The organism is Streptococcus sp. HMSC072C09 (assembly GCF_001813105.1).
Classification (GTDB): Bacteria; Bacillota; Bacilli; order Lactobacillales; family Streptococcaceae; genus Streptococcus.
On the sequence record NZ_KV811500.1, the window covers coordinates 194,564 to 215,131 of the forward strand.

Genomic DNA, 20,568 nt, shown 5'->3' on the forward strand with positions numbered 1-20,568 from the left:
AAGAAGGGATCAAACAGTTTGTAGGAAAAGAGTTCGCCAATTATACGGTTATTAATCAAGTCTACAAGTCAAGTAACAATGAATTGGTCTTGACGGTTGTTGGAGATCCGATTTCAGAAGAAGAATTAGAAACACTCCACCAAAAACAAGCCTCTTACGGTATTCAATCTGTTCAATTGAAAGTGAATCAAGTTCAGAACTCGCCAACATTAGATAGTGAAGCGACCAAGGAATTTTATGAAAACATTGACAAGTATATTGATCAAAAACTCTCTGAAAAAGATTCACAAAACGATCTCGTAAAAGAAAATGAAGCAGACAAGGATTGAGGACAATGAACTGAATCGGTTTTTACGCCGTGTTTTTCTTGTATCTTCCTCTTTCTTACTTATAGCAGGTTGTTTTTGCTTGAATAAGAAATAAATTAGAAGTTCTATCATCTAAGAAAAATGATGAAAAAAATCATTTAACTAATGGTGTGAACGTTTAGTGTTTATCAGCTCCATTCTCTGTAATTTTGGGGGTAAAATCCACACCATTTAGATAAAATTAGTTGAATTTGATTGGAAAAACGCTTTTATAAAAGCGGAGAAAAGTCTTGATATTACGCTGTTTTTAGTCCAACTGAAATTCATACTTTCCAAACCAGGCTTGAAAAAGGCCCGTAAAGCATCACAATTTAGTAAACGTTAATTCGTTACTGGACAGCAGAATACAAACGAAAACACTTTGCATCTTGCAAGGTGTTTTTTGTATGAGAACTAGCGGTGCGCAATTAGGATAGCTCTAGCGACTTTAGTCGCATAGAGATATGCTATGCACAGTTGCCTCAAGAAAACAATGCTTCTTGGTCCACCCTGTTAGACAAGCTTCAAAACCAAGGAATCCAACAGATTTCTCTTGTAGTTACAGATGGCTTTAAGGGGCTTGAGCAGATTATCAGTCAGGCTCACCCATTAGCTAAACAACAATGTTGCTTAATTCATATTAGTCGAAATCTAGCTAGTAAAGTGAAACGAGCAGATAGAGCGGTTATTCTGGGGCAATTTATAATGATTTATCGTGCTGAAAATTTAGAAATGGCAGGACAAGCTTTAGAGGACTTTCTCGCCGAATGGAAACCAAAGTATAGGAAAGTCATGGAAAGTCTGGAGAAGACGGATAATCTTTTAACTTTTTATCAGTTTCCCTACCAGATTTGGCACAGCATGTATTCGACAAACCTCATTGAGTCTCTTAACAAAGAAATCAAACATCAAACGAAAAAGAAGGTTCTTTTTCCTAATGAGGAGGCTCTGGAACGTTACTTAGTTACGTTGTTTGAAGATTATAATTTCAAGCAAAGTCAACGAATCCATAAAGGGTTTGGTCAATGTTCTGATACACTTGAAAGCTTATTTAATTAACACTCCGTAACTCTACTTAAGTGTTTACACATAATTATTTACAGTATCAAAAAATAAAGTATATTGTTTTCATCATAATATAATTAAATATCAGTATAGAGAATTTTATCTATATATCAGATATCAGCAATTGCTTTTGCTGTCATTTTTCGCTACAATAGTTACAAGGAGGAAATAAACATGTTAAAAGAAGTATTAAACGTCGCAAAAGTTGCGAAAAAATCATCTCTCTTCTTAGGAGGGGTAGCATTTGGGACGCTTGGCTTGAAAGTCTTAGCAAGTAAAGAAGCTAAGAAAGGCTATTCTAAGGCCTTGGCTAAAGCTTACAAATTGAAAGATGGACTGGATGCATCTGTTTCTGTTGTAAAACAACACGGTGATGATGTTTTACAAGACGCTAAATATTTATACGAACAGGAAAAGAAAGAAGAACAATTAGATAGCCTGACAGGTGAATAATATGTCTTTTAAAGTGCTACACAGAGGATATCAACATATCCGATTATCGTCCTCGTTTTCACTGACCTTGGATATTCAAGATTATCTTCGTTCCTTGGCTAAAGATGAAAAAGGGATCGACTCTATTCAGTTTTATATGGATCAGCAGCACTTTACTCTACGTATGAAAGAAGGCTTCTCTGTATTAGAAAATGCAGAGGCCTTTTTAAAAAAAATTGACAAGGGGAAAGTTTCGGACTTGATGACTCTTCCCATTCGTAGAGAAGAGAGTGCTTATTCAATTGTATCGGGTGCAGCGATTAAGCGTTTGCTGTTTCGAAGTTTTGTACCCTACCCTATTCGTTATATTTGGACTTGTTATCAGGCTTTGGGTTATGTCAAAGAAGCCTATCAAACTTTAGCGCGCAAGGAACTAACCATGGAGGTCTTGGACTGTTCGGCCATTTTGTTGTCCTTGTTTATGAACCAATCCAAGACAGCTAGCAACATCATGTTTATGCTTGATTTGGGTAATCATCTGGATCAGTGGTCTTTAAAAAAAACAGCAACAGATTTGGAACAAAGCCTTCTTGCTAAAGAAAGTGATGTTTTCTTAGTGCGGGGAGACATGGTCATCAGCATCAAGAGTTCTGATGTTCAAGTAGGTGATGTATTAGTTGTCTCCCAAGGTAATGAAATCTTGTTTGACGGCCAAGTGGTTTCAGGATTAGGCATGGTCAATGAGAGTTCCTTGACTGGAGAGAGCTTCCCTGTTGAAAAGAAAGAGGGAGATTCTGTATGTGCGAATACTGTTTTGGAAACAGGAGAGTTAAGAATTCGTGTGACTGATAATCAGATAAACAGTCGTATTTTGCAACTCATCAATCTGATGAAAAAATCTGAAGAGAGTAAGAAGACAAAACAACGTCATTTTATTAGGATGGCAGACAAGGTTGTAAAATATAACTTCTTAGGTGCTGGTTTGACTTATCTGTTAACAGGTTCGTTTTCAAAAGCCATTTCCTTTTTATTGGTGGATTTTTCATGTGCTCTAAAAATATCCACACCTGTAGCCTACCTTACGGCCATAAAGGAAGGTCTAAATCGAGAAATGGTTATTAAAGATGGTGATGTATTAGAAAAATATCTGGAAGTGGATACTTTCTTGTTTGATAAAACGGGTACCATCACGACGAGTTATCCTTTGGTTGAAAAGGTTCTTCCTTTCGGAGATTATACTGAGAAAGATATTTTAAGAATAAGTGCATGTTTGGAGGAACATATCTATCATCCTATTGCCAATGCAATTGTTAAACAAGCTGAAATTGAAGGCATTGAACACGAAGAAATGCATGGCAAGCTTCAGTATGTTGCAAGCAAAGGGATTAAATCGCAAATTGATGGTCAATCGGTTGTCATTGGAAATTATGTACTAATGCAAGACGAACAGGTAAGAATTAGTTCTGAGCAGCTGGCCTTGATTGAGCAATATAAGACTCATTACAATTTATTGTTTTTGGCTTATAAGAAAGAATTAATTGGGATGTTTTGTATCCACACTCCCTTGAGAAGCGAGGCGAAAGTTGCATTGAAAAAGCTAAAGCGCCAAGGGAAAAAACTGATTCTGGCAACTGGTGATACGTTGGCTAGAACAGAAGAGTTGGTTAAAGATCTGCCATTTGACAACGTTTATACTGATTTAAAACCAGATGGTAAGTTTCAGTTGGTTCAGGAATTACAGAAAGCTGGCCGAACTATTTTGATGGTTGGAGACGGGTTAAACGACTCTGCTGCCTTGACGCTTGCAGATATTGGGGTTGTGATGAATGAAAGTGCTGATATTTCTAAGCAGATGAGTGATATTTTATTATTAGATAATCGTTTAGATTTCTTCGAGGAATTGAATTCTTTATCTGAATCGTTGCAGAAATTAATTCAAAGAAATATTCAAGAAACAGTTGTAATAAATGGAAGTTTAATTGGATTTGGGTTGTTAAATTGGTTAAGCCCATCTAATCTTTCGATATTGCACAATCTGACTACTTTAAGAATCGTCCTTCGTAGTCTTTCTATTAAAAGTAGGTAAGAGACCGAGAAGCTGAGGTTATAAAAACTAAAAGGAGTTGTCTCATTTGAGAATAACGGCTCTTTGTCAACTGTAGTGGGTTGGTGGAAAATTATACCCTGGAGAGGACCAAATTGGTTCTCTCCTTTTAAATATTGAAAAAACCATTGGCAGTGGACATACTTTAAGATTATATATTTCTGAAACTAGTTTCACAATACAAATATTGACATGCAATTATTAATTGGTGGATTTTAAGTTGACATCTATAAATTTTAATGTTAGAATACATTCAAAAATATATTTGAATGAGGTGTTTTATGATTCAAAATATTGTTACTTCAATAATCCTGTATTCTGGGACAGCCGTAGACTTACTTATTATCCTAATGTTATTTTTTGCCAAAAGAAAAAGCAGAAAAGACATCATTAACATCTATTTAGGACAATTTCTAGGCTCTGTTAGTCTAATATTGCTAAGTTTACTTTTTGCATTTGTCTTAAATTATATTCCTAGTAAAGAGATTTTAGGTTTACTCGGTTTGATTCCAATTTTCCTAGGCCTCAAAGTTTTGCTTTTAGGAGATTCTGATGGAGAAGCTATTGCAAAAGATGGTTTGCGAAAAGACAATAAAAACTTGATTTTTCTAGTCGCTATGATTACTTTTGCAAGTTGTGGCGCTGACAATATTGGTGTCTTTGTCCCATATTTTACAACCTTAAATTTAGCGAATTTGATAGTGACTTTACTTACTTTTCTAGTCATGATTTATCTCTTGGTTTTTTCTGCCCAAAAATTGGCACAAGTCCCTTCTGTTGGAGAAACTTTGGAAAAATATAGCAGATGGTTTATTGCCGTTGTCTATTTAGGATTGGGGATGTATATCCTGATTGAAAACAACAGCTTTGACATGCTGAGGGCTGTGTTCGGCTAGGAGAAAAAATTATGAAAAAAGATAGTATCTGTCAAGTGGATGTTATAAATCAACAAAATGTTATAACCGCAACGAACTACCTTGAAAAGGAAAAAGTCCAAAAATCACTTCGTATTTTATCAAAGTTTACCGATAATAAACAGATAAATATCATCTTTTATCTCCTTGCTGTTGAAGAACTCTGTGTCTGTGATATAGCCTGTTTACTAAATCTCAGTATGGCATCTGCCTCTCACCATCTTCGTAAACTAGCCAATCAAAACATCTTGGATACTAGAAGAGAGGGGAAAATTATATATTATTTTATAAAAGATGAGGAAATCAAAGACTTTTTTAATCAACTAGGATAACAACTATTTTTACTACTTTATCATGATTATATATAGGACTTATCTATGAAATTTTTTGATGAAAATTACTCACAAGAAAGACTACTCGTAGCAAATGTTTAAGAAAAAAGTATAATTTAAAGCAAAGCGACCTAGGTAATGCAGGTCAAGTTAGCCAAGTTGAAAAGGGAGGAATTTGAAAGGATTTGTATCTTTTATTTTTTGTTTCATTTATGTCCTATGCTACTGGAATAGTTAGTAGTCATTTCATGAATCATACGGCACAGCTCTTTTATGGACTGATCGTTATTGTTTCAACGGTAGCAAACTGGTTTTTACATAAAGTAATTGATAAACCCAATATAGATCAGAAAGAATTACTTGAAGCTAACGCACAATATAGAAAGTTATTGATACCTGACCAAATAATTAAAGGAGTGGGATTGATTCTATCCTTAATTCTCTATCCTCCGATTATGATGTATAGTGTTTTAATTGCGGCATTTTACATCATAACTTTAAAAACACTATCTGAAAAAAGAGTGAATAACTAAAAAATGGTGATCAAAGTTAGGTGTATTATTTTAATGCTCACAGACCTAAACTATTCCCCTATTTATAATCTATTGATTCATATTTTATGAAATTAATCAGTAGATATCGTTCTGAAAAGCCTTGATAATACGCTGTTTTTAGTCCAACTGAAACCCATACTTTCCAAACCAGGTCTTAAGAAAGCTCGTAAAGCATCACAATTATCAAAACGTTAATCAACACGATACTATCAACGTTTACAGACATTTAAGAAATTTCTCTTGGATGTCTTTTTTTGTCTAGCTAAATTTTACAAATTGGGCAATTTAGGTTACTCAATAATATAAAAAAGATAAAAATTTAAAGTTCGAATTTTAATTTTAAAAAAAGTAATTATTATTGAATATCTGTTCAAACATTTTTTCTTTTCTAAGGTTAATATAAGTATATATAGTTTAAAAAAGGAAGTCAAACATCTTGCTCATAGATTTTTGCATTTTTAAAAAATACATTTTGTCATATAATAATGTGGAAAATTGACGGATTCCTTAAATAATCATATAATATGAAAATGTAAACCCTTACATACTATTCTACTTATACTTGATAAAATGCAAGTTCTTGAGGATCTATAAATATACAGACACTCTTCTATTTATAAAGTGAAATAAAGAATCACGGAGAAAGTTTATGGATATTAAAGAGACATTCAACCAGCTAGACAATACAAAATTTAATGATTTCAATAATCGCCTTGAAGGTTTTGAGAAACTTTTTAAAGACAAATATTATTTTACCCATCCCGAAGATTTTAGCTCAATCTTTAGCATTTTGGTAAAGTATGGAAAAAGTACAAGTAAATATATTTTATCGAAAGGAGAGATATATGAGTGAAATAGTTATTAATGCTCAGAATTTATCTAAAAATTTTTATAATTTTGATTCAAGACTCCCATTTATCAAGAGATTTTTGAAACGTAATCAAATAACGATTCGAGCTGTTCAAGATATTAGTTTTACGATTAAGAGAGGGAGTATAGTTGGCTTTATTGGGAGTAATGGAGCTGGTAAATCCACAACGATTAAAATGTTGACTGGGACTCTTTATCCTAGTTCCGGAAAATTAGAAGTGAATGGAGAAATTCCATTTGAAAGAAGTATAAATTTTAGAAAAAAAATTTCAATAGTAGTAGGAAATAAATTACAGTTATTTCAAGATGTTTCGGCTATAGATTATTTTCAATTGATTGGTACTTTATATGAGGTAGAACCGGCGATTTTACAAGAACGAATTCAGGAGTTAAGCAATTTGTTGAATGTAAAAGATCAGCTTTACCAGCAGGTCCGGACCCTCTCTCTTGGACAAAAAATGAAAATGGAGTTTATCGCGGCATCTTTAACAAGTCCGGAAATATTATTTTTAGACGAGCCTACTATAGGGTTAGATATACAGTCTAAAAAAGATATCAGAACATTTTTAAAGAAAATGAATGAAGAATGTCATACTACTATTATTTTAACGAGTCATGATATGGATGATATTTCGTCTGTTTGTGACGAATTAATCGTCATTGACAAAGGAAAAATTATTTTGCAGGAGTCAATGGATGTTATTTTATCTAAATTTTCTGATTTTAAATATTTAAAGATAAAAATGACATTAGATTTGGTACCAGAGTTATGCTCTGTTAAAGGAGTAGTAGTCATTTCTCAAACAAAATCGGAATGTATACTAAAAATACCTAGAGATTTTGTCTTTGAGACATTAGAATCAATCAATAAGCTTGTAGATATAGAAGATTTTGAAATATCAAATCTTTCTTTAGAAGAAATTATTTTACAAAACTATTTTACAAAAAAGGAGCACAATTGAAAAAAGAAATGTCTATTATTCTGATATCATTTCGATCTATTTTGAACTATAAATCAAGTGTACTATTGTTAATGTTACAGGCAAGTATACAAATTATGATATCAGTATTTTTATGGACGTATATATATCAGAGTAACCAGATAAATATAGCAGGATATGATTTTACCTCAATGGTTCAATACTATTTGGGGACTATAATTTTTTCATATTTTGTTTTTTATCCAGTTGATTGGGAAATCAATGACGATGTTCATTCAGGAAATTTTTTTAGCATATTAATAAAACCTGTTACTTTTTATAAGTATTATTTTTGTAAAATGCTTGGAGATAGGCTTGCTCATTTATTATTTATCATCATTCCTGTCATTTTATTCTCCAGTGTTTATTACAAGAATGAGTTATTAACCATTGAAATTCTTATTTTAGGAAGTATTGCAATTATTCTATCTATGGTTCTATGGTTTTTAATATCATGTTGTGTAGGTATGCTTTCTTTTTGGTTAGAAAATATATTTTTTGTCCTTACTGTTAAAGAAATAGTAATTCAGTTTTTATCAGGAATATTATTGCCTTTAAGTTTTTTTTCAAATAATTTTCGTCTGTTTTTAGATGTATTACCTTTTAAATACTTAGTATATGAACCGCTTCAGATGTTTAGTAATGATACATATAAATTAATAGACTATTTGAGAATTATTTGTATTCAATTGATTTGGTGCATCATTTTTTATATTATATCAAGATTCATATTGAGAAAAGGAGTGGAGCACTTCTCAAATGTGGGAGGATAAAATGTTTAGAATAAAAGTAATTTTTAGGCTACTTCATTTTGGTTTTAAATCTGATATGAATTTTCATTTTGACTTCTTTTGTGGTCTATTTTCGTCGATACTGTGGATTGGTTTACCTATTGTATTTTTTAGATTGATTTTCTTAAACATAGACTCTTTTAATGGTTGGGACTATTATCAAATTTTATTTTTGGTAGGTTCCTACACTATTGTAGATGGAGTTATGATGGGATTGTTAATTAGAAGTATGGGAATTTTAGAATCAGATATTTTGAGTGGTAACTTGGATCAAATTTTATTGAGGCCGTTTGATACTCAGTTGTTCTATATTTTTAGATCATTTAATTTAGTTCAATTCGTGAATACTTTTTTTGGTCTTGCGATCATTTTTATAAGTTATGGAAATTTAAATGTACATTTAAATTCATTAAAAATATTATTTTATATCCTTTCTTTAATGTGTGGTTGTATTATATATTATTCAATTTGGTTTCTAATAACGATTAGTTCATTTTGGTTCCCAACTAAATTTTCAAAAGTAGATGTATTTTTGAATTATATTGGAATTTCTAAGTATCCATATAATATTTTTACAGGTATTAACAGATTGATCACTATGTTATTTGTTCCCAATTTATTAATTGCCAATCCTGCAGTATTAATATTTTTAGGGAAAGATACATTGAACCTATTTTTCTATCAAATAGTTTTTACAGTTTTTTTGATTATTATCAGTCGTACAATTTTTAGAAAAGGATTGAAAAAATATGAAAGTGCAGGAAGATAAACAATGTTGTTCAGTTATATGTTTGACTAAAGGAAGTGATTCGCTGTACTTTGTTTTGTGGTCATTGAAACATCAGATAATTATAAACTATAATTTAAAGAATAGTATTATTAACTTATAGGTGCTAAGAAAAAATTTAAAGAAATTCCCTCATTCAATCAAACTTATTCATATTTTTTAAAATAAGAAAATAGTTGGATTTTGATGATGGTTGATATAAAGCTAAACTGAAAGTACCTGAAATCCAACTGTGTCAAACCAGGTCTTAAGAAAGCTCGTAAAGCTTCACAATTTAGTAAACGTTAATTCGAAAGAATTACAATATTTACAAAGAACACCTTTCGAGGTGTTCTTTTTATGTTTTCATACTAAATTGTGGCAGTTGACGTAGTTGTTGTGGCTTTAGCCACTTACAAATACGGCTGCAATTCGACGAAGTCAATTGCCTCTAAACGTTAATTCGTTGCTGGAAAGCAGAATACAAACGAAAACACTTTGCATCTTGCAAGGTGTTTTTTGTATGAGAACTAGCGGTGCGCAATTAGGATAGCTCTAGCGACTTTAGTCGCGTAGAGATATGCTATGCACAGTTGCCCCAAGAAAACAAGCGAAGCGATATTTGAATGGATAGCAACCACTGCACGCAAAATGTTAATTCGAAAGAATTACTATACTTACAAAGAGCACCCTTCGGGGTGTTTTTTCTATACCTAAGATAAATGGAAAATAAAAACCCACCCTATCTTCCACGGTCAAACATGACTGTAGAAAATAGAGTGGGTCTAGGATGTTAAAGACTATTTGTCTTCTTTATGAAAGATATTTTTAACGCCCTTGATAGCTCCTTCGACAGCTTCTTTTGCATCTTCAGCAACTTCTTTTGCTTTTGAAGCAACTTTTTCAGCAGTGCCTTCAGCTTCTGTTTTTGTATCACCGGTTAATTTACCGAAGCCTTCTTTAACAGAACCCTTCACTTGGTTCAATTTTTCTTCTAATGACATAGCGTCACCTCCGTTAAGTAAATAGTTTTTTAATCTGAATTTAAGACAGTTCATTTAAAAAATTAAAACTATTTAGTTCAGATTAGTATAATTATATGCCCTCTGAAATGGAAAGTCAAATATCCGCTCCGGCATTCTAATAATAGGGATGAGGTCTGAATAATGATCGACTAATAGGTCACGACTTTCAGGATTTCCAGCAAAGATAACGAAAGAAGCCAAAAACTTTTCTGTCTCCAATAAAATAAATGGTATAATGGTCGTGAATGGATACATCGTAACGCTATTTTTTGAAAAAGAGAAGAGAAACATGAAAAGAATCCTCAAAACCTACCCCGTTGTCAGTACTTTGTCTTTAACTTGTTTGTTGCTCGGCCTGTTGACTTCCTTTTATGGGGATGCTATGTATGACCTATTGGCCTTTCATTCGAAGCCGGTCTATGGTTGGCAATATGTCAGTGGGACCCTGATGCACGGTAGTAAAGGCGCACCTATCTGGTTTTTATGGGTCCATTTGTTGTTAAATGGACTCATGATCCTTCCTTTCGGAGGACTGCTAGAAAGAAAAAGAGGCTCCAGACAAGTCTTGATTGTTTTTGTGACGGCGACAGTCCTTTCTTCCATCGTTTTTCACCTCTTAACCCAGGGGCAAGACATTCAGGCAACAGGGATCTCTGCTGTAGGATACGCCTTTGTAACCGGAGGGATTATGCTCCTGCCAAACGTGTGGAAAGAATTTTCACGCACCGTAAAACTGTTTTATCTATTCTTAATTTTTCTATCTGGCCTCATGCTCTTACCAGCAATCACCGGATGGATCTCAACACTATTGCATCTTTCAGGGATTGTGAGTTATCTATTGGTCTTTATCGGAAGTAATATCTTGAAGGGGAGAAGCTGACTATTAAGACGGCTCCTCAGTAAGGTTTTCATCGTACTTCCTTGACTCTTCCTCTACCGGGCCGTATAATATTCTATATCAATGAAGAAATCACCTTTTGTCATTGTGCAAAGGGTGATTTTATAACGAAAAAAAGGAGACACAATGGGGTATATCTCTACTATTAAAACGGCTGTTCAGCTCTTTCCTTTCCTGGCATTTTTGCTGACCTTGCCCTACATGATTTTGAATTATCGAAAATATGGTTCGGTCAATAAATTGCGGGTGCTGATTTTCTATTCTTTTATGCTTTACTTGATGACGGTCTATCTGCTGGTGATCTTGCCTCTGCCGGATCCAAGTAAGATTCATACTAGCTACTCGGAAATGGTCAATCTCCATCCCTTTGCTTTTGTAGTGGATTTTTTCAAGGAGAGCCCCTTTGATCTAGCGCAGACTGGTACATGGATTCAAGCCCTTAAGCATCCAACTTTTTATGTGCCTGCCTTTAATGTCCTGATGTTGATTCCTTTTGGGATGTATCTACGCTATTATTTCAAGTGTGGTTTTAAGAAAACGATTCTTCTGACAGCCCTCTTTAGTCTCTTTTTGGAGCTGACCCAGTTATCAGGTCTCTATTTTCTGTATCCGGGTCCTTACCGCCTAGCAGATGTCGATGATATTATTCAAAATACCACTGGTGGTGGAGTGGGTTATCTGCTCGGTTGGTTCCTGGTATGGTTATTGCCAACACGAGACGAAATTGACGAGCATTCTTTCCGAGTAGGGACCAGAGTATCTGGTTTTCGGATGGGTCTTGCCTTCTTGATCGACTTTGTGATGCTTTCCTTGCTTTACGCGGTAATCGAGCGTTTAGAGATGATTCCTTATGTAGCGGTTTTGGCTGTCTATTTTGGCTTGATTCCCTTGTGGCGTGGCAAAACCTTGGGAATGGCTTTGTTGAAATTCCGCTTGCATTTTGACAAGCAAAAATGGCTTCGCACCATCTGGCGGGGAATCCTAGTAGTAGGTTATTTCTACTTGATTCCTCAAGGGTTGTTCTATTTGATTTCGCTCTTGAATAGCGATTTGACGGACAATTCCCTCTTAACCCTGTCCATGATTTTATTGCTCTTCTTTATGCTCTTATTGTACCTGATCCTCACCCTTGCCATCATCTTGCTCAATCGTCGCTTTCCCTTTGACCGTCTAGCTGGGACTGAGTATGAGAGTACGGTGCGCGTGAAGAAAGAGATCATAAAGGATGAAACTGAATCGTCAAAATAGAGAGAGTGGGACAGAAATCGGTAATTCGTTAGAATTCGATTTCGTCGTCCCACCTCTGCACAGTTGAGTAGGGCTGTAAAAGCTGATGAAATCAGCGTAGTAGAGCCCACTCAACCACTGCGTCTTGCTCGACAACCTAAAAATAATTGAGAGGCTAGGATTTTTGTCCCAGCCTCTTTATTTTTTTATACACGTTTAATATATCCGAACGTTCCCAGTTGAGAAGGGTGATTTTAAGGGGATTGTGCTACAATGGAAGTAAATAGATAGAATGGAGCAGTGAAATGAAAGCAATTATTACAGTCGTTGGTAAAGACCAAAAAGGAATCGTAGCGGGTGTTGCAACGAAAGTAGCAGAATTAGGACTCAATATCGATGATATCTCTCAAACTGTATTGGATGAGTACTTCACCATGATGGCGGTCGTATCGTCAGATGAGAAAAAAGATTTCACACAGCTTCGTTCAGAGTTAGAAGAATTCGGTCAGTCTCTGCATGTGAAAATCAATATCCAAAGTGCAGCGATTTTTGATGCTATGCACAATTTGTAAGATAGGGGTTGAGAATTTATGGACATTAGACAGGTAACAGAAACCATTGCCATGATTGAGGAGCAGAACTTCGATGTTCGGACCATCACCATGGGGATCTCCCTTCTAGATTGTATTGATCCGGATATCGATAAGGCAGCGGAAAAAGTCTACCATAAGATTGTGACAAAGGCTAAAGACTTAGTGGCTGTGGGGGATGAGATTGCGGCAGAACTTGGTATTCCCATTGTGAATAAGCGGGTTTCAGTCACTCCAATTTCCATTATCGGGGCAGCAACCAATGCGACAGACTATGTGCCCTTTGCTAAGGCACTGGATCATGCGGCTAAGGAAGTTGGGGTCAACTTTATCGGTGGCTTCTCAGCCCTGGTTCAAAAAGGCTACCAAAAGGGGGATGAAATCCTCATTAATTCCATTCCTCGTGCCCTTGCAGAGACGGATTTTGTCTGCTCTTCAGTCAATATCGGATCGACCAAGACAGGGATCAATATGACAGCTGTTCGAGATATGGGCCGTATCATTAAAGAAGCATCCCAAGCAGATCCAATGGGGCCAGGTAAGCTCGTGGTCTTTGCCAATGCAGTAGAAGATAACCCCTTCATGGCAGGAGCTTTCCACGGTGTTGGTGAAGCGGATGTCGTCATCAACGTTGGGGTTTCAGGACCTGGTGTCGTCCAACGGGCGATCGAAAAAGTTCCAGGCGCTAGCTTTGATGTATTGGCGGAAACAGTCAAGAAGACAGCTTTCAAGATTACCCGTGTTGGCCAATTAGTGGGTCAAATGGCTAGTGAACGTCTCGGTGTTGAGTTTGGGATTGTAGACTTGTCTCTCGCACCAACGCCAGCTGTTGGGGATTCGGTTGCCCGTGTCCTTGAAGCCATGGGGCTTGAAGTAGTAGGAACCCACGGGACAACAGCAGCACTAGCTTTGCTCAATGACCAAGTGAAAAAAGGCGGGATCATGGCTTGTAACCAAGTCGGTGGGTTGTCAGGTGCTTTCATTCCGGTCTCAGAAGATGAAGGGATGATTGCGGCGGTCCAATCAGGCCATATCAACCTGGAAAAATTGGAAGCCATGACAGCCATCTGCTCGGTTGGTCTGGATATGATTGCTATCCCAGCTGATACTCCAGATACGACCATTGCGGCCATGATCGCCGATGAAGCAGCTATCGGGGTGATCAACCAAAAGACAACAGCCGTTCGGATCATTCCTTATGGCAAGGAAGGCGATATGTTAGAGCTTGGTGGACTTCTTGGGTCTGCTCCGGTAATGAAGGTCAACAAGGCTTCGTCAGCTGACTTTATTGCCCGTGGTGGCCAAATTCCAGCTCCAGTTCATAGCTTTAAAAACTAAGAGAAATCTAGTATAATAGAAGAAAATAGAAAAGTCTGTGATAATGAAACTCCAGACATTTTTCTTGCAAAAGGAGACAAGATGGCTAAAACAAGATTATTTGTGATTCGTCATGGGAGAACCATGTTTAATACCATTGGCCGTGTTCAAGGTTGGTCCGATACGCCCTTGACAGCAGAAGGAGAACGAGGGATTCAAGCTCTAGGAATCGGCTTGCGTGAGTCCGGTTTGGAGTTTACTCGAGCTTATTCCAGTGATTCAGGCCGTGCCATTCAGACCATGGGGATCATTCTTGATGAATTGGGCTTGAAAGACCAGATTCCTTATCGCTTTGACAAACGGATCCGCGAGTGGTGTTTTGGAAGTTTTGATGGTGCCTATGGAGGGGAGCTCTTTCACGGTGTCGTGCCACGTGTGCTAGATGTAGAAGATTATAAGACCCTGACCTTGGAAGACTTGGCTAATGGCATCTGCCAAGTAGATACAGCGAATTGGGCTGAACCTTGGGAAGTTTTAAAAAGCCGAATCCTAGAAGGTTTTGAAGCCATCGCCAAAGAAGTAGAAGAAAATGGTGGAGGCAATGCCTTGGTGGTCAGCCATAGTTGGACCATTCAGACCTTAGTCTGCTTGGTCGAAGGAAAACCAAATCTCAATCTGCCTCTTTCAAATGGTAGTGTTACCCTTGTAGAATATGAAGATGGAAAATTGACGGTTAAGGGGATTGGAGATAGCAGTTACCGTGAGGTCGGTGAAAGCTTGCAAGAATCCTAGTCCATAATGAAAGGCTGACCCTTTGGTCATGGCCTTTTCTTTTTCTCAAAACTTGTAAGAGCTTTCCTACTTTCTTTTTGCAAAAAATGATATAATGAAAGAGATACATACGGAGGTAATACAATGACAAAAACCAGATTATATATTGCTCGTCATGGAAAAACCATGTTTAATACCATTGGGCGGGCACAGGGCTGGTCAGACACTCCGCTGACAGAAGCAGGAGAGCGTGGGATTCGAGAATTAGGACTTGGTCTCAAGGAAGCTGGGCTTTCTTTTGAAGAGGCTGTTTCGAGTGATTCTGGACGCACCATTCAAACCATGGGAATTATTCTTCAAGAACTCGGTCTGACAGGGAAAATCCCTTATCGTTATGACAAACGGATCCGCGAGTGGTGTTTTGGTAGTTTTGACGGTGCTTATGATGGCGATCTCTTCATGGGAGTTTTACCCCGTGTCTTTAAGGTCGATGATTTCCATCAGTTGAGCCTGATGGAGTTAGCAGAAGGGATCGTCGAAGTGGATACCACTGGTTGGGCTGAATCCTGGGGAACCTTGAGTAGTCGGATCAAAGAAGGATTTGAGGCTATCGCAAAAGAGGTAGAAGCAGCTGGCGGTGGCAATGCTATTGTGGTTAGCCATGGTATGACCATTACGACCTTGATTTATCTCATTGATCCAAAAGCGGTCGAAGAATTGGTCTTGGACAACGGAAGCGTGACGGTTTTGGCCTATGAAGATGGTGCCTTTCATATTGAAAAGATTGGGGATCTGTCCTATCGTAAGGTTGGAGCAAAACTTCTAGAGGGTGGCCATGACGAATAAGTATAGACGCGCAAGAAAAAAACGTAAGAAATGGTGGCCTTACCTATTGAGTTTCTTTCTTCTTGTGGTCCTTGGATCAGGAATTGGTGTTTACTTAGCGAAGCCAAGCTTGTTTTCAGGGCTTCAGTTTTGGAAGGCTAAAAAAACAGCTGTAACGACTCCCTCTTCTTCTAAGAAAAAGGAAGAAAAATCAGATTTACCAGCCGTTTCGACCAAAGACTGGCAGTTGATCTTGGTCAATCGTGACAATGTGAAGCCTGAGCTGAACCCACAATTGACAGATGTGGATGCTATCAAAGTGGATAGTCGGATTGTAGAGCCAACTCGTCAATTTTTAGAAGCAGCTCGAAAAATTGCCCCAGAAGAAACCTTGATATCAGGCTATCGAAGTGTGGCCGAACAAACAGAGCTCTATAATGAGCGTGTTGCGCAACTAGAGGCTAGCGGCCTTTCGCACGAAGAAGCTGAAAAGCAGGTGCAGACCCAGGTACAGGTCCCTGGTGCGAGTGAACATCAGACGGGGCTTGCGATTGATATGAGTGTCGAAGCTGGCCAAAGTGATGAGTTGGGCTTGCAGCTGGCTGCCATCGCACCACAATATGGCTTTGTGCTTCGCTACCCAGATGGGAAGAGCAACATCACGGGTGTGAATTTTGAGAATTGGCATTTCCGTTATGTTGGCGTAGAAAATGCTCAGTATATGGCCAAGCATCAGCTAGTATTGGAAGAATATATTCAGCTCTTGAAAAAAGCTGGCAAATAAGAGGAGATTTACTTCTCTAGGTCTTAAGAATGATTTTTAGCACTCTTGAAAAAAGAGTGCTAATTTTTTGGTTTTTTCTCTTGACTTTCTTTTGGATGGGTGTATAATAGAATCATGGTTTAGCACTTAAGTGTTTAGAGTGCTAAAAAATGAAAGAGAGGTGAGGTCATGGTTACAGAACGTCAAAATGAGATTCTCAATCTTGTTGTCGATATCTTTACCAAGACCCACGAACCAGTCGGTTCAAAAGCGCTACAAGATGTCATTCAATCCAGTAGTGCGACCATTCGAAATGACATGGCTGCTCTCGAAAAACAAGGCTTACTAGAAAAGGCCCACACTTCGAGTGGCCGCATGCCTAGTCGAGCTGGTTTTCAATATTTTGTTCAGAACTCCCTTGATCTAGAGTTGATTGATGAGCAAGATGTCTACCAGGTGGTGAAAGCCTTTGATTTCGAAGCCTTTAAATTAGACGATATCTTGGATGCTACGGCCAAGTTACTAGCCCAGATGACGGGTTACACCGCAGTGATTCAGGATGTTGAACCGACACGTCAGCGCTTGACTGGTTTTGAGATTGTTCCATTATCCAACCACGATGCTTTGGCGGTTCTGACCTTGGATGAATCAAAGCCTGTCACCGTCCAGTTTGCCATTCCAAAGAATTTCTTAACCAGTGACTTGGAAATCTTCCATCAGCTGGTTCAAGAGCGTTTCATTGGAAATACAGTCTTGGATATCCACTACCGTTTGCGGACAGAGATTCCACAGATTGTACAGCGCTATTTCAAGACGACAGACAATGTGCTGGATCTCTTTGATTACGTCTTCTCGCAACTGTTTCAAGAACTGGTCTTTGTAGAAGGAAAGGTTTCATCATTAACCTACGCCGATCTTCAGACCTATCAGTTCTTAGATAATCCCCAACATGTAGCCTTGGAGTTACGAGGGGGAATGCCGGAAGACCAAATGACCCAGATCCTGGTTGCAGAATCTCAAGAGAAGGCCTTGAAGAATGTGACGGTGATTAGCCACAAGTTCTTGGTTCCTTATCGTGGGATGGCCCTCATGCATGTGATCGGTCCCGTAGAGATGGATTACAGGCGTGTGATTAGCCTGGTCAATGTCATCGGACGGGTACTGGTTATGAAGTTGACGGACTACTACCGTTACCTCAACAGCAACCATTATGAAGTAAATTAAGACCAAATGAAAGGGGTGTATGCCTTGACAGAAGATATCAAAAAAGAAGACGTGAAAGAAGAGGAAGTTGCCCAAACAACTGAAGAAGTTGTAGAGGAAAGCAACCAACCTTCTGAGTTAGAAGAAGCACAAGCGCGTGCCGAGGAATTTGAAAACAAATACCTTCGTGCTCATGCAGAAATGCAAAATATTCAGCGCCGTGCCAATGAAGAACGTCAACAATTACAAAAATACCGTAGCCAAGATTTGGCAAAAGCGATCTTACCATCACTGGACAACCTCGAACGTGCCCTTGCCGTCGAAGGATTGACAGATGATGTGAAGAAGGGCTTGGAAATGGTCCAAGAAAGTTTGGTACATGCTCTGAAAGAAGAAGGAATCGAAGAAATTCCAGCGGACGGAGCCTTTGACCATAACTACCACATGGCCATCCAAACCTTGCCTGCAGATGATGAACATCCAGCAGACACCATCGCACAAGTCTTCCAAAAAGGCTACAAACTCCATGACCGCATCCTGCGCCCAGCCATGGTAGTGGTTTATAACTAGTCTGTCTTGTCCGAAACGACACTAAACTATGAAAGAAAGATAAAACGCAAGCCGGAGGCTTGCAAGGAAGATATTTCCCGCCGTGGTGAAAGTTTCAGTAGCTTGTGCTACTGAAATAGGGGATTTTTGAGACAGTAGGCTCAAAAATAAGTGATGAAATCCCGAAGGGAGTTGCTCACGTCGTCACCACTTAAGGGAAATATCAAAAAGAAAAAAAGAAGATAAAACTTAAGGAGAAAAACATATGTCTAAAATTATCGGTATTGACTTAGGTACAACAAACTCAGCAGTAGCAGTTCTTGAAGGAACTGAATCAAAAATTATCGCAAACCCAGAAGGTAACCGCACAACTCCATCTGTTGTGTCATTCAAAAACGGTGAAATCATCGTTGGTGACGCTGCAAAACGTCAAGCAGTAACAAATCCAGATACCATCATCTCTATCAAATCTAAGATGGGTACTTCTGAAAAAGTTTCTGCAAACGGTAAAGAATACACACCACAAGAAATTTCAGCTATGATTCTTCAATACTTGAAAGGCTACGCTGAAGATTATCTTGGTGAAAAAGTAACCAAAGCTGTTATCACAGTTCCAGCTTACTTCAACGATGCACAACGTCAAGCAACTAAAGACGCTGGTAAAATCGCTGGTCTTGAAGTAGAACGTATCGTCAACGAACCAACAGCAGCAGCCCTTGCTTACGGTTTGGATAAGACTGATAAAGAAGAAAAAATCTTGGTATTCGACCTTGGTGGTGGTACATTCGACGTATCTATCCTTGAATTGGGTGATGGTGTCTTTGATGTATTGGCAACTGCAGGGGATAACAAACTCGGTGGTGACGACTTTGACCAAAAAATCATCGACCACATGGTTGAAGAATTCAAGAAAGAAAACGGTATCGACTTGTCAACAGACAAGATGGCGCTTCAACGTTTGAAAGACGCAGCTGAAAAAGCGAAGAAAGACCTTTCTGGTGTGACTTCAACTCAAATCAGCTTGCCGTTCATCACTGCAGGAGCTGCTGGACCTCTTCACTTGGAAATGACCTTGACTCGTGCGAAATTCGACGATTTGACTCGTGACCTTGTAGAACGTACGAAAACTCCAGTTCGTCAAGCCCTTTCAGATGCAGGTTTGAGCTTGTCAGATATCGACGAAGTCATCCTTGTCGGTGGTTCAACTCGTATCCCTGCCGTTGTAGAAGCTGTTAAAGCTGAAACTGGTAAAGAACCAAACAAATCAGTGAACCCTGATGAAGTTGTGGCTATGGGTGCTGCGATCCAAGGTGGTGTGATCACTGGTGATGTCAAAGATGTTGTCCTTCTTGACGTAACACCATTGTCACTTGGTATCGAAACAATGGGTGGAGTCTTCACAAAACTCATCGACCGCAACACTACAATTCCAACTTCTAAATCACAAGTCTTCTCAACTGCAGCAGACAACCAACCAGCCGTTGATATCCACGTTCTTCAAGGGGAACGTCCAATGGCAGCAGATAACAAGACGCTTGGACGTTTCCAATTGACAGATATCCCAGCTGCACCTCGTGGTATCCCACAAATCGAAGTAACATTCGACATCGATAAGAACGGTATCGTGTCTGTTAAAGCCAAAGACCTTGGAACTCAAAAAGAACAAACTATTGTGATCCAATCTAATTCAGGTTTGACAGACGAAGAAATCGACCGCATGATGAAAGATGCAGAAGCAAACGCTGAAGCAGATAAGAAACGTAAAGAAGAAGTAGACCTTCGTAACGAAGTAGACCAAGCTATCTTTGCGACTGAAAAGACAATCAAAGAAACTGAAGGCAAAGGCTTCGATGCAGAACGTGACGCAGCTCAAGCAGGATTGGATGATCTTAAGAAAGCTCAAGAATCAGGTAACCTTGAAGAAATGAAAGCGAAACTTGAAGCCTTGAACGAAAAAGCACAAGCATTGGCTGTTAAACTCTACGAACAAGCTGCAGCAGCACAACAAGCACAAGCAGGAGCTGAAGGAGCACAAGCATCAGGCAACGCAGGCGATGACGTCGTAGACGGAGAGTTTACGGAAAAATAAAATAGTCCAGTGGACTATTTTATCCCGAGCTTGAAAATCGGAGAGCGAGGCGTTAATAATGGATACTCACTCTTGTGATTGTCACTCTACGGCAATCGCTATGGCGCCTTTCCTAAACGCCTAACTAGTAAATGATAAAAAGAAATCCAGAGGTTG

20 protein-coding genes and 2 pseudogenes are annotated in these 20,568 nt (G+C 38.1%); 21 read left to right on the plus strand and 1 reads right to left on the minus strand.

Going from position 1 to position 20,568, the window contains the following annotated elements:
- From HMPREF2893_RS05360 to HMPREF2893_RS05410, 11 genes and pseudogenes are all read left to right on the plus strand, one after another.
- A pseudogene (locus HMPREF2893_RS05360) lies at positions 1 to 329 on the plus strand (TIGR00341 family protein); the annotation flags it as partial.
- Between the two features lie 486 nt (positions 330 to 815).
- Positions 816 to 1,406 (plus strand): annotated as a pseudogene (locus HMPREF2893_RS05365) (transposase); the annotation flags it as partial.
- A gap of 180 nt (positions 1,407 to 1,586) precedes the next feature.
- Positions 1,587 to 1,865: a DUF6110 family protein gene (locus tag HMPREF2893_RS05370; RefSeq protein WP_002893755.1), complete on the plus strand. Its 279-nt coding sequence runs from the start codon at positions 1,587 to 1,589 to the stop codon at positions 1,863 to 1,865.
- Between the two features lies 1 nt (position 1,866).
- Positions 1,867 to 3,930, plus strand: coding sequence for a heavy metal translocating P-type ATPase (locus tag HMPREF2893_RS05375; protein WP_002893754.1), 2,064 nt, complete (start codon positions 1,867 to 1,869; stop codon positions 3,928 to 3,930).
- 299 nt (positions 3,931 to 4,229) lie between these two features.
- On the plus strand, positions 4,230 to 4,844 hold the full coding sequence (locus HMPREF2893_RS05380; protein ID WP_315940878.1) for a CadD family cadmium resistance transporter: 615 nt from the start codon (positions 4,230 to 4,232) through the stop codon (positions 4,842 to 4,844).
- Positions 4,845 to 4,855: 11 nt separating this feature from the next.
- Complete coding sequence (cadX, locus tag HMPREF2893_RS05385) at positions 4,856 to 5,194, plus strand: Cd(II)/Zn(II)-sensing metalloregulatory transcriptional regulator CadX (RefSeq protein WP_049501100.1); 339 nt, start codon at positions 4,856 to 4,858, stop codon at positions 5,192 to 5,194.
- Between the two features lie 212 nt (positions 5,195 to 5,406).
- The gene (locus tag HMPREF2893_RS05390; RefSeq protein WP_050973862.1) at positions 5,407 to 5,727 is read left to right on the plus strand and encodes a hypothetical protein; all 321 of its coding nucleotides are present in this window, start codon (positions 5,407 to 5,409) and stop codon (positions 5,725 to 5,727) included.
- Between the two features lie 670 nt (positions 5,728 to 6,397).
- Positions 6,398 to 6,601: a hypothetical protein gene (locus HMPREF2893_RS05395; RefSeq protein ID WP_003010127.1), complete on the plus strand. Its 204-nt coding sequence runs from the start codon at positions 6,398 to 6,400 to the stop codon at positions 6,599 to 6,601.
- Positions 6,594 to 7,580, plus strand: a complete 987-nt coding sequence (locus HMPREF2893_RS05400; protein WP_070674850.1) for an ABC transporter ATP-binding protein — start codon at positions 6,594 to 6,596, stop codon at positions 7,578 to 7,580. The genes HMPREF2893_RS05395 and HMPREF2893_RS05400 overlap by 8 nt, the downstream gene beginning before the upstream one ends.
- The gene (locus HMPREF2893_RS05405; protein WP_003013825.1) at positions 7,577 to 8,371 is read left to right on the plus strand and encodes an ABC transporter permease; all 795 of its coding nucleotides are present in this window, start codon (positions 7,577 to 7,579) and stop codon (positions 8,369 to 8,371) included. Before HMPREF2893_RS05400 ends, HMPREF2893_RS05405 begins: the two co-directional genes overlap by 4 nt.
- A gap of 1 nt (position 8,372) precedes the next feature.
- Positions 8,373 to 9,158 (plus strand): ABC transporter permease, encoded by a 786-nt coding sequence (locus HMPREF2893_RS05410; RefSeq protein ID WP_003013947.1) that lies wholly within the window; start codon positions 8,373 to 8,375, stop codon positions 9,156 to 9,158.
- A 797-nt stretch (positions 9,159 to 9,955) separates the two neighbouring features.
- Here the strand turns inward: HMPREF2893_RS05410 and HMPREF2893_RS05415 are convergent.
- A complete protein-coding gene (locus tag HMPREF2893_RS05415; protein WP_023919356.1) occupies positions 9,956 to 10,159 on the minus strand; it encodes a CsbD family protein in 204 nt (67 codons plus the stop codon).
- Positions 10,160 to 10,469: 310 nt separating this feature from the next.
- Here HMPREF2893_RS05415 and HMPREF2893_RS05425 point away from each other — a divergent pair, with 310 nt between their 5' ends.
- The 10 genes from HMPREF2893_RS05425 to dnaK all read left to right on the plus strand — a co-directional run bounded on the left by HMPREF2893_RS05425 (position 10,470) and on the right by dnaK (position 20,412).
- Positions 10,470 to 11,060 (plus strand): rhomboid family intramembrane serine protease, encoded by a 591-nt coding sequence (locus HMPREF2893_RS05425; RefSeq protein WP_070674853.1) that lies wholly within the window; start codon positions 10,470 to 10,472, stop codon positions 11,058 to 11,060.
- A 144-nt stretch (positions 11,061 to 11,204) separates the two neighbouring features.
- Positions 11,205 to 12,326: a VanZ family protein gene (locus HMPREF2893_RS05430; protein WP_070674857.1), complete on the plus strand. Its 1,122-nt coding sequence runs from the start codon at positions 11,205 to 11,207 to the stop codon at positions 12,324 to 12,326.
- 284 nt (positions 12,327 to 12,610) lie between these two features.
- Positions 12,611 to 12,877 (plus strand): ACT domain-containing protein, encoded by a 267-nt coding sequence (locus HMPREF2893_RS05435; protein ID WP_003004214.1) that lies wholly within the window; start codon positions 12,611 to 12,613, stop codon positions 12,875 to 12,877.
- A gap of 18 nt (positions 12,878 to 12,895) precedes the next feature.
- On the plus strand, positions 12,896 to 14,233 hold the full coding sequence (locus HMPREF2893_RS05440; RefSeq protein WP_070674861.1) for a PFL family protein: 1,338 nt from the start codon (positions 12,896 to 12,898) through the stop codon (positions 14,231 to 14,233).
- A gap of 81 nt (positions 14,234 to 14,314) precedes the next feature.
- Entirely contained in the window at positions 14,315 to 15,004 is a 690-nt protein-coding gene (locus tag HMPREF2893_RS05445) for a histidine phosphatase family protein (RefSeq protein WP_070674864.1), read from the plus strand.
- 123 nt (positions 15,005 to 15,127) lie between these two features.
- Positions 15,128 to 15,829, plus strand: coding sequence for a histidine phosphatase family protein (locus HMPREF2893_RS05450; RefSeq protein WP_031576016.1), 702 nt, complete (start codon positions 15,128 to 15,130; stop codon positions 15,827 to 15,829).
- Positions 15,819 to 16,592, plus strand: a complete 774-nt coding sequence (locus HMPREF2893_RS05455; RefSeq protein WP_049518517.1) for a M15 family metallopeptidase — start codon at positions 15,819 to 15,821, stop codon at positions 16,590 to 16,592. Before HMPREF2893_RS05450 ends, HMPREF2893_RS05455 begins: the two co-directional genes overlap by 11 nt.
- 168 nt (positions 16,593 to 16,760) lie before the next feature.
- Complete coding sequence (hrcA, locus tag HMPREF2893_RS05460; protein WP_003004578.1) at positions 16,761 to 17,795, plus strand: heat-inducible transcriptional repressor HrcA; 1,035 nt, start codon at positions 16,761 to 16,763, stop codon at positions 17,793 to 17,795.
- Between the two features lie 24 nt (positions 17,796 to 17,819).
- A complete protein-coding gene (gene grpE / locus HMPREF2893_RS05465; RefSeq protein ID WP_301355021.1) occupies positions 17,820 to 18,344 on the plus strand; it encodes a nucleotide exchange factor GrpE in 525 nt (174 codons plus the stop codon).
- A 244-nt stretch (positions 18,345 to 18,588) separates the two neighbouring features.
- Complete coding sequence (gene dnaK / locus HMPREF2893_RS05470; protein WP_003010159.1) at positions 18,589 to 20,412, plus strand: molecular chaperone DnaK; 1,824 nt, start codon at positions 18,589 to 18,591, stop codon at positions 20,410 to 20,412.
- The last annotated feature ends 156 nt before the right edge of the window (positions 20,413 to 20,568 follow it).

Excerpts from the sequence above, each read along its gene's own strand:
- HMPREF2893_RS05370 (WP_002893755.1), top strand. The coding sequence starts at position 1,587 with ATGTTAAAAGAAGTATTAAACGTCGCAAAAGTTGCGAAAAAATCATCT.
- HMPREF2893_RS05375 (WP_002893754.1), top strand. The coding sequence starts at position 1,867 with ATGTCTTTTAAAGTGCTACACAGAGGATATCAACATATCCGATTATCG.
- HMPREF2893_RS05380 (WP_315940878.1), top strand. The coding sequence starts at position 4,230 with ATGATTCAAAATATTGTTACTTCAATAATCCTGTATTCTGGGACAGCC.
- cadX (WP_049501100.1), top strand. The coding sequence starts at position 4,856 with ATGAAAAAAGATAGTATCTGTCAAGTGGATGTTATAAATCAACAAAAT.
- HMPREF2893_RS05390 (WP_050973862.1), top strand. The coding sequence starts at position 5,407 with ATGTCCTATGCTACTGGAATAGTTAGTAGTCATTTCATGAATCATACG.
- HMPREF2893_RS05395 (WP_003010127.1), top strand. The coding sequence starts at position 6,398 with ATGGATATTAAAGAGACATTCAACCAGCTAGACAATACAAAATTTAAT.
- HMPREF2893_RS05400 (WP_070674850.1), top strand. The coding sequence starts at position 6,594 with ATGAGTGAAATAGTTATTAATGCTCAGAATTTATCTAAAAATTTTTAT.
- HMPREF2893_RS05410 (WP_003013947.1), top strand. The coding sequence starts at position 8,373 with ATGTTTAGAATAAAAGTAATTTTTAGGCTACTTCATTTTGGTTTTAAA.
- HMPREF2893_RS05415 (WP_023919356.1), bottom strand. The coding sequence starts at position 10,159 with ATGTCATTAGAAGAAAAATTGAACCAAGTGAAGGGTTCTGTTAAAGAA.
- HMPREF2893_RS05425 (WP_070674853.1), top strand. The coding sequence starts at position 10,470 with ATGAAAAGAATCCTCAAAACCTACCCCGTTGTCAGTACTTTGTCTTTA.
- HMPREF2893_RS05430 (WP_070674857.1), top strand. The coding sequence starts at position 11,205 with ATGGGGTATATCTCTACTATTAAAACGGCTGTTCAGCTCTTTCCTTTC.
- HMPREF2893_RS05435 (WP_003004214.1), top strand. The coding sequence starts at position 12,611 with ATGAAAGCAATTATTACAGTCGTTGGTAAAGACCAAAAAGGAATCGTA.
- HMPREF2893_RS05440 (WP_070674861.1), top strand. The coding sequence starts at position 12,896 with ATGGACATTAGACAGGTAACAGAAACCATTGCCATGATTGAGGAGCAG.
- HMPREF2893_RS05445 (WP_070674864.1), top strand. The coding sequence starts at position 14,315 with ATGGCTAAAACAAGATTATTTGTGATTCGTCATGGGAGAACCATGTTT.
- HMPREF2893_RS05450 (WP_031576016.1), top strand. The coding sequence starts at position 15,128 with ATGACAAAAACCAGATTATATATTGCTCGTCATGGAAAAACCATGTTT.
- HMPREF2893_RS05455 (WP_049518517.1), top strand. The coding sequence starts at position 15,819 with ATGACGAATAAGTATAGACGCGCAAGAAAAAAACGTAAGAAATGGTGG.
- hrcA (WP_003004578.1), top strand. The coding sequence starts at position 16,761 with ATGGTTACAGAACGTCAAAATGAGATTCTCAATCTTGTTGTCGATATC.
- dnaK (WP_003010159.1), top strand. The coding sequence starts at position 18,589 with ATGTCTAAAATTATCGGTATTGACTTAGGTACAACAAACTCAGCAGTA.